The 14475-nt window shown below is 43.9% G+C and carries 9 protein-coding genes; 7 read left to right on the forward strand and 2 right to left on the reverse strand.

Annotated features, from left to right (window positions below; all coding sequences use genetic code 11):
* Positions 1–576 precede the first annotated feature (576 nt).
* The 4 genes from L4D05_RS13250 (at position 577) to L4D05_RS13265 (ending at position 6639) form a co-directional block, all read left to right on the forward strand.
* Positions 577–2247: an ABC-F family ATP-binding cassette domain-containing protein gene (locus L4D05_RS13250; RefSeq protein WP_428794312.1), complete on the forward strand. Its 1671-nt coding sequence runs from the start codon at positions 577–579 to the stop codon at positions 2245–2247.
* A 481-nt stretch (positions 2248–2728) separates the two neighbouring features.
* Complete coding sequence (gad, locus tag L4D05_RS13255; RefSeq protein ID WP_428754868.1) at positions 2729–4123, forward strand: glutamate decarboxylase; 1395 nt, start codon at positions 2729–2731, stop codon at positions 4121–4123.
* Positions 4124–4233: 110 nt separating this feature from the next.
* A complete protein-coding gene (locus L4D05_RS13260; protein WP_428754867.1) occupies positions 4234–5976 on the forward strand; it encodes an aspartate:alanine exchanger family transporter in 1743 nt (580 codons plus the stop codon).
* Positions 5977–6306: 330 nt separating this feature from the next.
* Positions 6307–6639: a zinc ribbon domain-containing protein YjdM gene (locus L4D05_RS13265; protein WP_428754866.1), complete on the forward strand. Its 333-nt coding sequence runs from the start codon at positions 6307–6309 to the stop codon at positions 6637–6639.
* 62 nt (positions 6640–6701) lie between these two features.
* Here the strand turns inward: L4D05_RS13265 and L4D05_RS13270 are convergent, their stop codons facing one another.
* Positions 6702–7622 (reverse strand): LysR family transcriptional regulator, encoded by a 921-nt coding sequence (locus tag L4D05_RS13270; RefSeq protein ID WP_428754865.1) that lies wholly within the window; start codon positions 7620–7622, stop codon positions 6702–6704.
* Between the two features lie 186 nt (positions 7623–7808).
* On the opposite strand from L4D05_RS13270, the gene L4D05_RS13275 reads away from it, so the two are divergent.
* Together L4D05_RS13275 and L4D05_RS13280 are read left to right on the forward strand one after the other, a co-directional pair.
* The gene (locus L4D05_RS13275; RefSeq protein ID WP_428794313.1) at positions 7809–9788 is read left to right on the forward strand and encodes an alkyl/aryl-sulfatase; all 1980 of its coding nucleotides are present in this window, start codon (positions 7809–7811) and stop codon (positions 9786–9788) included.
* 308 nt (positions 9789–10096) lie between these two features.
* Positions 10097–11641: a glutamate synthase-related protein gene (locus L4D05_RS13280; RefSeq protein ID WP_428794314.1), complete on the forward strand. Its 1545-nt coding sequence runs from the start codon at positions 10097–10099 to the stop codon at positions 11639–11641.
* Between the two features lie 34 nt (positions 11642–11675).
* Here the strand turns inward: L4D05_RS13280 and L4D05_RS13285 are convergent, their stop codons facing one another.
* On the reverse strand, positions 11676–13583 hold the full coding sequence (locus tag L4D05_RS13285) for a bifunctional diguanylate cyclase/phosphodiesterase (protein WP_428794315.1): 1908 nt from the start codon (positions 13581–13583) through the stop codon (positions 11676–11678).
* Between the two features lie 341 nt (positions 13584–13924).
* On the opposite strand from L4D05_RS13285, the gene L4D05_RS13290 reads away from it, so the two are divergent.
* On the forward strand, positions 13925–14449 hold the full coding sequence (locus tag L4D05_RS13290; protein WP_428794459.1) for a cysteine dioxygenase: 525 nt from the start codon (positions 13925–13927) through the stop codon (positions 14447–14449).
* Positions 14450–14475: the final 26 nt, after the last annotated feature.

Consider the following 14475-nt stretch of genomic DNA (forward strand, 5'->3'; position numbering starts at 1 on the left):
ATGTTTCTGTTCTTACTATAAGCATAGTTTTGGAATGATGAAAATACTGTCTAAGCGGTCGCAGAACGAATAAATGACCACATATTTGGCACATTCAAGTGATAATCATCCTCATGAGTAAAAGGTCGTTGTATTGTTTGAAAATAGTCAGATTCAATCATTTAGATGGTATGTAGTCATAGTTTTGCGAGCCAACGCTTTCTAGGTCTGTTGTATTTTGGTGCTATTTTGGTTTACAATTTTGCCATCATCTCAAGTGGAGCTAACGCCATAATGAAGTACTAACATCCTGACATCCATTTTATATCTATTCATATGGACTCTCGGGGTTAGTGGGCGTTACTTCGTCATCTCTATCTTGCATCATTGTATTATCGTTGGCTTTTTAGCCATATCCATTCTTGTTGTACTTCGTGTTTTTAGCTATGCCTCGTGCTTAAGTGGCGCCTCGGTTTTGTGCTATTTACGCGTTGGAAATGCGAGTTTGGATTTTGTGATAACGCGGTCAAAGTAACGTTTAGCCATTCAGTAAGAATGGCGCAACCCCTTTTGCATTATAAGTAAAAGGAGGCGTATATGCCTGCACCAAATACAACTCAGAAAACGGCAAAATCACCATGTTTGCCACCAGCATTATCTTCATCCGCTCGTCCGATATTGGCGACACAGCAAGTGTCATTTCAACTTGATACTGGTGAATGGCTATTTCAAAACATAAATTTATCCTTAACGGATCGGTTTACTGGATTAGTGGGACGAAATGGTGTTGGTAAATCGGTACTGATGTCATTGCTACTTGGAGAAATGGTGCCGACAGAAGGCCATGTGATACGGCATGGGCAGTTTGCGTACTATTCTCAGCAGCCTTCCACGCTTTTAAGTAGTGAGGTTAGTGTTGCAGAGCTTTTGGGTATTTCGAAAAAACGGGAGGCGTTAAATGCTATTAACCAAGGGAGATGCGAACAACATTATTTCGATACGCTCGGTGAGGACTGGTTATGTGAGAGTGTTGCCTGTGAGGTATTGAAATCGCTTCGGATAGAGCCAAACTTAGACGCTTATTGCCATTCATTGAGTGGTGGACAAATAGCGCGGTTACAGCTGTATCAGTGTTTCCAATCCGATGCTGACGTTCTTTTGTTGGATGAGCCGTCAAATCATCTCGACGAGGAAGGCCAGCAGTGGTTGATTGAACAATGCCATCAGTTTTGTGGTCAGATACTTGTTGTTACCCATGATCGCAACTTGTTGAATCAGGTTGATGCTATCGCACAATTAACGCATTTAGGGCTTGATTACTTCAAAGGAAATTACGAATCCTATTTGTTGCAGTCAACCTTAAAGACGTCAGCGCTCAATAAAAAAATCGCCCAGTTAGCGTCTGAGCAAAAAAAGTGCGAGCATCAGGCGCAGCTTAGCCAAGAAAAGGCTCAGCAGCGAGCCGCGAAAGGAAACCGAGTGAGACGATCAGGCAGTCAACCGAAAATATTGTTAGATGCCATGAAAGACAAAGCAGCACAAAGTCAAAGTAGTGCCGTCAAACAGCAACGAAACCAGCAAGCACAAAATGAGGATAAGTTACGTTCCCTCAAAGCGAAGCGGGTTAACGTTGAGTCTCAAGCGTTATATTTCTCGTCAGGTATGTCCGTTAAGCAAAGCACGTTACTCAGCGTTGAAAGCTGCGCGTTAGAGTATGGTTGTGGTAGTGAGCATTCATTTATTGTCAAACAAGGTGATCGCTATCATTTGCAGGGTCGAAATGGCAGCGGTAAGTCCACGCTGTTAACGGCAATGCATGGAGTACATCATCACTTTGCTGGCAATATTATTCGCCATGTTGAAACGGTGTATCTTGACCAACATTTTAGTTTGTTAAATGAACAGCAGTCTATTTTGGATAGTTTACTTATGCACTCGAGTGGTATCACTGAAAGTGAGGCCAGAACGCTCCTCGCCGGGATTGGATTTCGTCGCGATACGGTTCACCGTAAAGTAGGATATTTAAGCGGTGGGGAGAAAATGAAGTTATCGATGCTGATCGTCACGCACGTTGATGATGAGTCGGTTTTGTTGCTAGATGAACCCGACAATCATTTAGACATTGAATCAAAAAACTTACTGGCGAACGCTCTTAACGATTATCGAGGCGCATTTATATTAGTGAGCCACGACTCGAACTTTGTTTCCGATGCGCGAGTGAATAGCGTCGTTGCAATGGAACAGTCGCAATGGAACAAAGGCCGATGATGAGTGGTAAAGGCTGAATAAAATAACCTTAATGATAATTAGGTAAATAATATGACGGACAGCTTGAATATACCCTTAAATAAACAGTGGGCTAAAGGACATAGCCTTATTGATTAAAATAAGAAGTGGTAACGATAAAAAATACTTGTCGTAATTATATAGCTCTATATAACACTGGAATATCGGTTTTATGCCAATCTCAATACTAGCTAATTGCTGAGCAGGACTTTACGATAAAGGCAAGTTAATCAGTTGGTTATCGTGATTTTGTAATGGTTATTTCTAACTGTTATCGGATTCCCATAACGCGATAGTGTCAGTCTAATCTTACACTATCGCCTCATTTACGAGATGTTATGTTTGGCGTGTGTATGTTGCTGACTTCATAGGGGTGATCTATCTTTTGTCTACACCATATAAGAACCATTAATAAAGTCATTCAAGTAAATCAAAGATGTTTACTATTAGGAGTAACGAAATAATGCCTCTTCATGCCAAAGATTCAGTAAGAAATGATCTATTAGACGATGTTTATTCTTCTCGTGACTTGTCACTCTCTATGCCTAAATACAAAATACCTGAGCAGGAACACGCCCCACAACATGCGTATCAAGTGGTACATGATGAGCTATTTATGGATGGTAACTCCCGTCAAAATTTAGCCACTTTTTGTCAGACATGGCTCGAAGATGAAATTCATCAATTAATGGATGAATGTATCGATAAAAACATGATCGATAAAGATGAATATCCGCAGACGGCGGAGATTGAAGCGCGCTGTGTGCATATGTTAGCAGACTTGTGGAATTCACCAGATGCGGAGAATACGCTGGGCTGTTCAACAACTGGTTCGAGTGAAGCGGCAATGTTAGGCGGTATGGCTCTGAAATGGGCATGGCGAGACAAAATGAAAAAATTGGGTAAGCCGACCGATAAGCCTAATTTAATCTGTGGCCCAGTACAGGTATGTTGGCATAAATTTGCCCGTTATTGGGATATTGAGCTACGTGAAATTCCAATGGAAGGCGACCGTTTAATCATGTCTCCTGAAGAAGTGATTAAACGCTGTGATGAGAATACCATTGGTGTGGTGCCAACTCTTGGTGTGACGTTTACTTGTCAGTATGAACCAGTAAAAGAAGTACATGATGCACTTGATAAACTTCAACAAGACACCGGTCTCGATATCCCTATGCATGTCGACGGCGCAAGTGGTGGCTTTTTAGCCCCATTCTGTGACCCTGACTTGGTGTGGGACTTCCGTCTACCACGAGTAAAATCCATAAACGCGTCTGGGCATAAATTTGGTTTAAGTCCATTGGGTGTGGGTTGGATTGTTTGGCGCGATGCTAGTGCTCTACACGAAGATCTTATCTTTAATGTTAATTACCTCGGTGGCAACATGCCAACCTTTGCCTTGAATTTCTCAAGACCGGGTGGACAGATTGTTTCCCAATACTACAACTTCTTACGCTTAGGTAAAGAAGGCTACCGTAAAATCCATCAAGCGTGCTATGACACCGCGGTTTATCTATCGTCTGAAATTGAGAAACTCGGTATCTTCGACATTATCTATGATGGCCGCGGAGGTATCCCGGCGATGAGTTGGTCGTTGAAAGAGGGTATTGATCCTGGTTTCAACCTATTTGACCTTTCTGATCGCATTCGTTCTCGTGGGTGGCAAATTGCGGCATACGCCATGCCACCGAAACGTGAAGATTTGGTCATTATGCGTATTTTGGTTCGACATGGTTTCAGCAGAGATCAGGCCGATATGTTAGTGGCAGATCTTAAGCACTGTGTAGAGTTCTTTGCTAGCCATCCTATCAGTCATGGTAGTGACGCTGAAGAATCCGCAGGTTTCAACCACGGTTAAACCGATTAAGAACCCGCTCTTTAGAGCGGATTCTTACCTATATTTAGAGAGCACGGCTTTAGGGCTACGCTCTCTGTCGTAATGCAGTTTCGCTTTACGGGAAGGTGAGTATGAGTATTTCAGAGCTTCCATTTTCAGTCATGCATTATATTGCTGAAAATCCATTTGTGTTTTTGTTTTTGTCGATAGGTATTGGCTATCCACTTGGAAAAGTGTCAATTAAAGGGGTGAGCTTAGGTTCGACCGCTGGGACACTGATCGTAGGTATCGCCATTGCGCTAACGGCTTATTCGGTATATGGGCTGCATATCGATGAGCCAGGGCTCGTTTCCGACATCTTTTTGATGATGTTCATGTATGCCATTGGTATGAAGGTTGGACCGCAATTTTTCTCTGGCCTCGCTCGAGGTGGTGTCGATTTTGTCGTCATTGGGCTTATCGTCGTATGCAGCAACTTTGTCATTGTCTATTTTGGTTCTAAGCTTCTTGGTTTAGCACCCGGCTATGCTGCAGGGATCATTTCTGGAAGCTATACAGTGACCGCCGTAATGGGGGTTGCTCAGTCTGCGATTACTTCCGGAGCATTTAAAGCGCCAGAAGGAATGACACTCGATCAGGTGAGCGCGAATATTGCCGCAGGGTATGCGATTAGTTATGTACTCTCGACCGTTTTTATCATACTCCTTATCAAATACCTGCCAGCGTTATTTAAAATCGATCCAGTAAAAGCAGCGAAAGAAGCAGAAGCTGAGTTTGGCGCAGGCGGAGATGCTGAGCCTCTCCCAAGTACGAGTGGCTTCTCGAACCTTGGCGTCTTACCTTTGGATATTCGCGCTTACCAAGTCCAGCATCAAGAGTTAGTTGGCCAAGATGTACAGGCGCTTTTCCATCAATTTCCACATGCCGCAATTTTAAAAGTGGTGCGAGGTGAAGAGGTATTCGATGCATCTGACAATCCAACGCTTCAACTTGGGGATATCATCGGTGTAAGAGGCAGTTATCATGCACTGATTGCTGGAGGCAATAGTGAAGTTGGAATTGAAGTTGACGAACCTCGTGCCAGAAATGTTGATATTGAAGTCGCCGATCTCCATCTGGGTAAGTCCAAATATATAGGCCAAACATTAGAACAAGTCGGTACTGAAATCGGCTTTGGTATCTACATTAAGGCCTTATTTCGACAAGGTCACCAAATGCCACTACTGGCTAAAACCGTGATAGAAACGGGCGATGTACTTCGAGTCGCTGGTTCCGACTGGTGTGTTCAACAAACGGCTAAAAAATTGAATAGCACACCGATAGTAGAAAGTACCATAACGGAAACGTTCTACCTTGCGATAGCATTGTTGGTGGGCTATGTGTGTGGTCACTTTAGTGTGACATTAGGAGGTATTCCCTTTGCTTTGGGGACCTCGGCTGGCTGTATGCTAACAGGGATTATTTTCTCCTTCCTACGTACTAGAAATCCAACCTTCGGTGGACCAATGAGCGAAGGGGCTCGTAGCTTCTTGCAAGACATTGGTTTAAGCCTCTTTGTAGCGGTACTTGCTGCGACCGTCGGACCTAAAATACTTGCCTCATTCCAGGGTATTGTGGTGATTAAAATCGCGGTGCTTGGCTTGATAGCGGCACTACTTCCGCCGTTGCTTGCTTGGTTGTATGGGCTTTATATTCGTAAGATGAACCCTGCAATTTTAGCTGGGGCATGTGCTGGTGGTCGAAATAGCACACCTGCGATGAAAGGGGCGCAAGACGCGAGTCAGAGCGCGATACCAGCCGTTGGTTATCCAGTTCCTTATGCCTTAACGTCTATGTTAGTGTTGATATTTGGTTACTTAGCCATGGTCATTTAGTAATGGTCATTTAGCTCACTTAATTTTTGCCAGACTCGCGTAATCATTACGAATGGCAATAGGATAGGCCCATAGGTTAATGTCTATGGGCTTTTTAGTGCGAGAACGACGTTAGAAATTAGCCATACTTGAACGATGCTAAGCCGCTACGGGTGTATTCGCTGCTTTAGCGTTGAAGATCGTAGTAAAGGCGTTGGACATTGCTGCGGTGCAGGAGTGCCTCTCCCAGATATTGCCGCTTATCACCTTAGTCGTTTTGAAAAGTTGCTCGCTAAGGTGCGAAAGACCCATTACCATACAGGGAAGACCCATCAATAGAAGTATCACAGTATGTCACTACCCCCTTGCCTCGCGTGCCAATCCGAATATGTTTATCAAGACCAAGATCAGCTCGTATGTCCTGAGTGTGCGTATGAATGGAACCCCCAACAATTATTGGACGAACGATTTGTTGTCCATGATGTAAATGGCGCACTGTTGGAACAAGGGGATAAGATCACAGCTATTAAAGATCTCAAAGTAAGAGGTAGCTCTATGGTGGTTAAGATAGGCACAAAGGCGGTGATAAAGCGAATCATTGAAGGTAAGGATCATCAACTTGACTGCAAAGTCGATGGGGGTGGGGAAATATTAATTACGGCGAAGTATGTCAAGAAAGCCTAGTGAGTGTGGTTACCTTCAGTCGATTGTCGACTTAATTGTATGTTGATAGGTAACCCGCTAATTTACCCATAGGTTTGTTGCGCGCCCTTAATAACATGTCTAATTTTTTCGCGAAGCCATTGATGAGTCGGAGCTGAAGAGTTTGATTTGTGCCACTGCATGTAGAATGGAATACGCTTGAGGGGAATAGGTGTTTCAATAATGCTTAAGTTCAGGATGTCCTTATACTGTATGGCAAGGCTTCTTGTTGTATGACAAAACAGTTGAGTTTCACTGACGACAAGCATGTTCGCGAGCATGGAGCTCGCTTCATTGACGATGTGACGCTTAATCGTAACAGGCTCTTCAAAAAATAAATTTAACGCAAACTTATTGTTGCGTCGCAAACTCATAATGGATTGTGGCAGTGTTTGGTAGTGATTGAGATCAATGCCACTCTGACTGCAGGGATGCGTATTGGCGACAACGAGTACAATATCGTCTTCATATAGCAGTTCATGCTCAAGGCTTTTGTCGTCTAACAAAAAGCTGTCGACAATCACATCAACCTTTCGATTTCGAAGACTCGCAATGGCGTGTTCTTCATCATAAACCTGCTCATGTAATGAGTAGGTGATGTTGTCATTCGCTTTATTCGGTAGACCCTGCAGTAATCGAGTATGGAATTCTTCTGGAGTCGAAATAAAAAACTGCTTCGTAGAAGACTGCGGATTAAACGTATCAAACGAATTGATCACTCTTTCAAATGTGAGCAATTCGCCATGAATGTTCTCATATAATGCTAAGGCGGCAGAAGTAGGCCGTACTTTACCATTCCCTCGAGTAAATAACTCTTCGTTCAGTAGCGTTTGCAATCTACGCATGGATAAGCTGATGGCTGGAGGAGAGACATCCAATGCCTCGCTCGCGTCTGCATAGCTGCCAGTTTCTATCACTTTTACAAACACTTTGAATAGATTTAGGTCGAACTTTGAAAAATTCATCGAGTAATTACTCGTGGTAAGTAAGTTTAATCTCAGAGTTATAGTTTAGTTAATTTTGTTTACCTCAACAAGGTATTAGAGTGGATTCAACGGTGCACTGATTAAGCTTGCGGTGGGGATGGTTCGCAGTGCTAGTGAGTGGATACGACATTATTGAACATTCATGTGATTTTTTGAGGAGCAGTTATGAATAAAAGTGTATTGGCATTAGCGATTGGACTCGCCCCAACGGTGGCATTAGCGGATTATGATTCGATTGATAGTTATCAAGGAAAACCGGCGACAGAACATACGATTGAAGCAAACAATGCGTTCGCCAAAAACCTACCTTGGAAAGATGTGACGGCTTTTGACCGTACCAAGCGTGGCTTAGTGGCAGAGCTTGAAGGCGAAGCGGCAAGTGTACGTGATCGTTTCCCTCATTACTCAACAATGAACCTTGATGAACTACCTGCGACGGTTAATCCATCTCTTTATCGACAAGGAATGCTAAATTACGCGGCAAATGGCTTGTATGAAGTCACAGAAGGCGTATGGCAGGTTCGTGGTGCCGATATTACCAATATGACAATCTATCGTTCTGATAACGGTTATATTATTCATGATCCATTATTAACAGAGGCCGCAGGTCGTGCTGCGTGGGAATTTGCTAAAGCCCATCTACCAAAAGTGAATGGTGAACATAAAATAACAGCGGTGATTTACTCCCATTCTCACCAAGACCATTTTGGTGGTTCACGCGGAATTATCGACGAGTCGTTTGAAGGCTTAATTATTGCCCCGGATAAGTTTATGGAATCGATCGCCGCTGAAGCGATGGTTGGGGGCAATGCAATGAGTCGTCGATCGCAATATCAATATGGGACGACGCTTCCAACGACCACTAAGGGTATTGTGGACAACGCATTAGGTCTAGCGCCAAGCCAAGGTGACGTCACCCTAGTCCCACACAATAAAGAGATCAATGAACGTGAAGAATGGGTGAACGTGGATGGTTTGGATATCTTGTTTATCAATATGCCGGATGCGGAAGCTCCGAGTGAACATGTTCACTGGATCCCTAAATATAAAGCCCTTCATAGTGCAGAGCTAACTTATGATGGTCAGCATAATATCTATACATTTCGTGGTGCTAAAACACGTGATGCCCTTATTTGGTCTAAATACTTACATGAGTTAAAGTTGCGTTTCGCCTCTGAAGCGACGGTACTGCATCAGGCACACTCTGCTCCAGTTTGGAATGATGGCAACGGTGAAATTGCCGATTATTTGACGATGCAGCGCGACAACTATGGCTTTTTACACAACCAGACAATGCGCTTAGCAAACCGTGGCGTGACCGTTAATGACATTGGTCGAGAAATTGAAAAGATTGTGCCGCAAGCGCAATTGGATACATGGCATACCAATGGTTATCACGGGTCCTATAGCCACAATGCACGTGCAATAGTAAATCTATATTTAGGCTATTTGGATTTAAACCCAGTTAATGTTAACCCACTGCAAACCGTTGATAAGGCGTGCGTGTATGTCGAGGCCGCGGGAGAGAAGGTACTCGTTAAAGCGGGTATTGCCCATTATGCTAACGGGCAATATCAACAAGCCGCGCAACTGCTTAATGACGTGTTGCAATGTAACCCGTCTAACAAGGTTGCCAGACAATGGTTAGCCGATTCGTTTGAGCAGCAAGGTTATCAGTCTGAGACGATGGCATGGCGTAACTCTTACCTTCAGGGGGCTTACGAACTACGTACAGGGCATGTTGCCGATTCAATTAAAATGTCGTCCGTTGATATTATTGCCAACACACCTACCTCAGGTTTCTTAGATTTCCTCGCGGTTTCAATTGATGGGCCAAAAGCGATTGAATTAGGTCTCGATTTCAGTCTAACGATTAGTCACCCGGATCTTGGTGAACATTATTATGCTGAAATCAGTAACGGGAATTTGACGGCGATGCAGACCGAGAAACCTATTGCGGCAGATACAAGGTTAATCATCAATAAGAGCGACATGTCACAAATGTTGGTCACGGAGCTATCTTTAAGTGATCTTCTTAGTCGTCAAGATGCCTCGTTAACAGGAGATAAAGACGCGTTTATGAAACTCACATCGACGGTGGAAGTCTTTACGCCCGATTTTGATATTGTTCCGATGCCTAAATAACAAGAACCGACACATGTGTGAATCTGAAGCCCCAGCCAACGTGCTGGGGTTTTAGCATCATGGTGTTACCGGCCAGATGGGCTTTAATAAAACATGGAGAATCGACAGACGGCGGGAAGCGGTAACAAAGCAATTGTGTCAGTTGTCAACTAAGCTCATCAAAGCCTCTTAGAATAATCAACCGTTAATTAGTAACTGCTTCTCTACTTCAGAACACTATCTTTAATTGAGAATACGACCTTTAATTGAGAATACTATCGCTAATTAAAAGCGCCTTACCATATGATACATGGAACAAAGGATGAACTATGAGCAAGCCGATTATCGCCAACAATGTACCAATCAAAGCCGATCTCACCAAAGACCAAGAGTACTACTACTGCACGTGCGGTCGGTCATCTAAGCAGCCTTTCTGTGACGGCTCGCATGCAGGAACAGAGTTTAAGCCTAAGAGTTTTGTTGCGACAGAAAGCGGCGATGCTTATTTATGTCGCTGTAAACATACTCAGAATCCACCGTTTTGTGATGGCTCTCATAAACAGTTTAGTCAGGAGCAAGTTGGGCAAGAAGGACCGGGCGTGCAAATACAATCTGTTGACAGTATGCCAATTGCCACCGTGACAAAAGAAGAGCCCACCGTTGAGTTTATTCATCAGTTAGCGCGTGATGGTTTGAAAAAAGTCGGCCACCATGGGCCAATGACATCCATGGGCGTCCCACGACATTTATTGCCACACTGGGATGACCTACAAATTATGGTAGCGCAAATGGCGACAAAGCCATTACTTGAAGATAGAGCCGTCGCAACGGAATTAATCATTGGCCCTATGGCGAAAAAACCACTCTCACTGAAAATTCCTCTCTTTGTCTCCGATATGAGCTTTGGATCCTTGTCTGAAGAAGCAAAAATTTCGCTTGCAACTGGGGCTGAATTGGCTGGCACCGGAATTTGTTCTGGAGAAGGGGGCATGCTACCGGAAGAGCAGGCGGCAAACTCTCGTTATTTCTATGAACTAGCGAGTGCGGGTTTTGGTTATGAGGAATCCAAGTTAAAAAACGTTCAAGCCTTCCACTTTAAAGGGGGGCAAGGTGCAAAAACAGGGACAGGAGGCCATCTTCCGGGCAGTAAAAATATAGGAAAAATTGCGCAGGTTCGTGGGATTGAACCTGGTACTGCTGCGGTTTCACCGCCGACTTTTACAGATCTTCATAGCGCGGAGGATTTTAAGCGCTTTGCTGATCGAGTTAGAGAAATTACTGGGGGAATTCCGATAGGCTTCAAGCTCAGTGCCAATCATATTGAGGAGGACATTCAGTTCGCGCTCGATGCCAGTGCAGATTACATCATTCTCGATGGGCGAGGTGGAGGAACCGGAGCTGCGCCAGCAATGTTTAGAGACCACATTAGTGTGCCGACAATACCCGCCCTAGCACGTGCCCGAGCGTATTTAGATAAGCAAGGCGTCAGCGGTAAGGTAACGTTAATAGTGACAGGTGGTTTGCGAGTGCCTATGGATTTTGTGAAGGCTATGGCATTAGGTGCCGATGGTGTCGCGATATCTAATAGTGCCATGCAATCTATAGGTTGTGTGGCGGCGAGAATGTGTAACACCAACAATTGTCCTGCGGGTATTGCGACACAAAAGGCGGATCTCCGACAACGGCTGAATGTTGAGAAAGCTTCTAAACAACTCAATAACTTTTTTGAAGCTTCAACAGAGTTAATGCAGGTGATGGCAAGGGCCTGTGGACACAATAACCTGAGCCAGTTTAATCAAAATGATCTGGCTACTTGGAATAGAGAGATGGCGCAGTTGTCTGGAGTGCGTTATTCAGGAGTCACGCCGTTATAGCACCAATAGCAACACTTTAGGGCTCACGTTTGTTTTAGTGGGCTTGGCGCAGAAGTGTTTCTATATTTTCCGGGTGGGTCGGTTTACTAAACAGGTAGCCCTGCGCAACGTCACATGACATAGGTTTGAGTAGTTGAGCTTGTTCTTGATTCTCCACTCCTTCTGCAACCACGTAGTACCCGAGGTTGTGAGCCATACCTATCATTGACTCCACGAGATACTGTGATTTTCTATCGACTAATATATCGTCGATAAAGTACTTATCAATTTTTAGTACATCCACATCTAAGTGTTTTAATGAGGCGAAGGACGAATAGCCGGTTCCAAAATCATCAATGGCGAGTTTAATACCCAGTGCTTTTAGGCGTTTAAACACGAGTTGATGAGTTGGTTTAGTTTGAATCACCGTTTCAGTGACTTCTAATTCAAGATCGGAAGGCTCCATCTTAGTTTCGTAGAGTATTCGTTCAACCAATGGGACAAAGTCGGGGTCTAAAAAGTGCGCTGCCGAAATATTGACCGCTAATCGAATTCGAGGGTATCCCGCGAGTCGCCACAACACAGCTTGTTTGCATGCGGTGGTGATGACGAATTCAGTGAGTGACTTTATCATCCCTGTACGCTCGGCGATTTTGATGAACTCATTCGGAGAAACTTGGCCGAGTTCAGGGTGATACCAACGACAAAGCGCTTCAACGGTGATGACTCGCTGAGTATTTAAATCAATTTGCGGTTGGTAGACGATGGTAATTTCTTGGTTGTCTATCGCAGTACGTAATAATTGCTCGACATTGAATTGATATTCGGCCGCTACTGTAAATGCTTTATCATAGATAACATATTGATTTTTCCCTGCATCTTTAGCGCGATATAGGGCCGTGTCAGCCGACTTTAATAATGTACTGACATCGCTACCATGTTCAGGATAATGAGCGATACCGATACTGCATGATTGTACAAACTCGCGACCTGAAATTTCTGAGGTCTGTGATATTTCATTAAGACAGCGCTGCGCGATTTGTTCGCTGTTGCATTGACCGGATGACTCTTCAACAATAATACAAAACTCGTCTCCGCCAAGGCGGGAGATTAAATACGAGTCGTTGATAATTGGTGTCAATCGGCTTGCGATATCTTGAAGGTAAAGATCGCCTACATCGTGTCCAAAGCTGTCATTAATATTTTTGAAGTTATCTAGGTCAATAAATATGACACCGAACCGCTGATTGTTGTGCTGAGATTGTTTTATTAACTTTTCAAGGTTGAGGTAAAAATAGGCTCGGCTTGAAAAGCCGGTCAACCCATCGGTATAGGCTAATTCTTTAATACGTTTTTGGTTTTGATCCCGCTCCATAACAATACTCGCCAACATAGCAGCGGAGGCGAGGCTTTTAGATTCATCTTTGTTTGGTGTCGCGGGGAAGTCGTAATACATACCAAATGCACCAAGTACTTCGCCACTTGAGCTTTTAATCGGTTCAGACCAGCAGCAACGCATACCATGAGGAAGGGCGAATTGTCTGATATTTTTCCATCTTGGATCGGTCTCGATGTTTTCTACGATGACTCGTTTACCCGTGTAAGTTGACGTGCCACAAGAACCGATATCCGGACCTATCTTTAAACCGTTGACGGCTCGGCAGTATTCTTCGGGCATACTAGGTGCACCACCGTGAATCAGAGTGTCACCATGAAGTTCCAACATAGAGCAACGTAGCCCAGGATGACGAGATTCATAAAGCAAGCCGATTTTGTTATATATATCAGCAGCAGGAGTTCCTTTACCGATCATTTCTAGGATTTGAGTGTGCTTTTTATTAAAGCTTCGGCTGCTGTGCCGGCTTATACGCCGATAATTAATGCGAACATTTTTTACAATGGTAATGGAGCGGTTTACCGTCTTTTTGAGCAGCTGTGGAGCATTAAACTGGGACAAATTCATATAAAATCCACATCGGGCTCGATGATATTAACGATAAAAATGAGACATTAAACAATAATGTTCGCTAATTATACAGGTTTGCAACAATCGAGAAAGTGGAATTTATCAATAAGCTACCTACTATAGAGGTAATTAATAATCATTAGGGAGTTGACTACATAAGTCGTCATGCTTTGTATGTTGTCGACTTCTTGGTCCATGAGCTATGGTTACTACAGCTCATAGATGCAATAGAACTATACAAATACAGCATAAAGCAAGGGGGGAACGTGCGAAATATTGCCGATAGTTCAGACAACTCGAACAGCGATATTGGCTCATTGTTGGGCTATGACCATCAGATGAGTTTTAACGAGCTTATCGCTCAAGTACAAGGAGCTACAAGGCCACTCTCATTAGCCGTCATTCGTTTTTTACTCGACAATGTTGCGCTGAGTCATAAAGAAATACGATCGTTGGCTAGTTTTGAGCAGGATCATTACAGCCGGAAGAGGCTGTTTCGTAATGAGCATTGTGAAATTCTTATTTTGAGTTGGCTTAGCGGGCAGCGCAGTAAAATTCATGACCATCGAGGTACGGCCTGCGGAGTGAAAGTATTATTGGGCGATGCGACGGAGACTGAATTCGAAGTCGCGGCAAATGGTCATATTTATGCCACTCAATCCGCGTTATATACTGAGCAGACAGTGACGGTCAGCCGTGACCAAGATATCCACCAAATATCCAACTTACAATCGGATAGCCAGGCATTGGTCACCCTACATATCTACTCTCCGCCCTTAAAAACCTTTTATCTTTATCAGCTAGATGGCACTGACCCAGAATTATTGAATGTCCAAGAGGACACTTGGTTTTATGAGATTTAGAGCGAGCAGAGTAGATTGCACTTAAT

The sequence above is a fragment of the Vibrio nomapromontoriensis genome, assembly GCF_050337205.1.
In the GTDB taxonomy this organism is placed as follows: Bacteria; Pseudomonadota; Gammaproteobacteria; order Enterobacterales; family Vibrionaceae; genus Vibrio; species Vibrio nomapromontoriensis.

Excerpts from the sequence above, each read along its gene's own strand:
- L4D05_RS13250 (WP_428794312.1), top strand. The coding sequence starts at position 577 with ATGCCTGCACCAAATACAACTCAGAAAACGGCAAAATCACCATGTTTG.
- gad (WP_428754868.1), top strand. The coding sequence starts at position 2,729 with ATGCCTCTTCATGCCAAAGATTCAGTAAGAAATGATCTATTAGACGAT.
- L4D05_RS13260 (WP_428754867.1), top strand. The coding sequence starts at position 4,234 with ATGAGTATTTCAGAGCTTCCATTTTCAGTCATGCATTATATTGCTGAA.
- L4D05_RS13265 (WP_428754866.1), top strand. The coding sequence starts at position 6,307 with ATGTCACTACCCCCTTGCCTCGCGTGCCAATCCGAATATGTTTATCAA.
- L4D05_RS13270 (WP_428754865.1), bottom strand. The coding sequence starts at position 7,622 with ATGAATTTTTCAAAGTTCGACCTAAATCTATTCAAAGTGTTTGTAAAA.
- L4D05_RS13275 (WP_428794313.1), top strand. The coding sequence starts at position 7,809 with ATGAATAAAAGTGTATTGGCATTAGCGATTGGACTCGCCCCAACGGTG.
- L4D05_RS13280 (WP_428794314.1), top strand. The coding sequence starts at position 10,097 with ATGAGCAAGCCGATTATCGCCAACAATGTACCAATCAAAGCCGATCTC.
- L4D05_RS13285 (WP_428794315.1), bottom strand. The coding sequence starts at position 13,583 with ATGAATTTGTCCCAGTTTAATGCTCCACAGCTGCTCAAAAAGACGGTA.
- L4D05_RS13290 (WP_428794459.1), top strand. The coding sequence starts at position 13,925 with ATGAGTTTTAACGAGCTTATCGCTCAAGTACAAGGAGCTACAAGGCCA.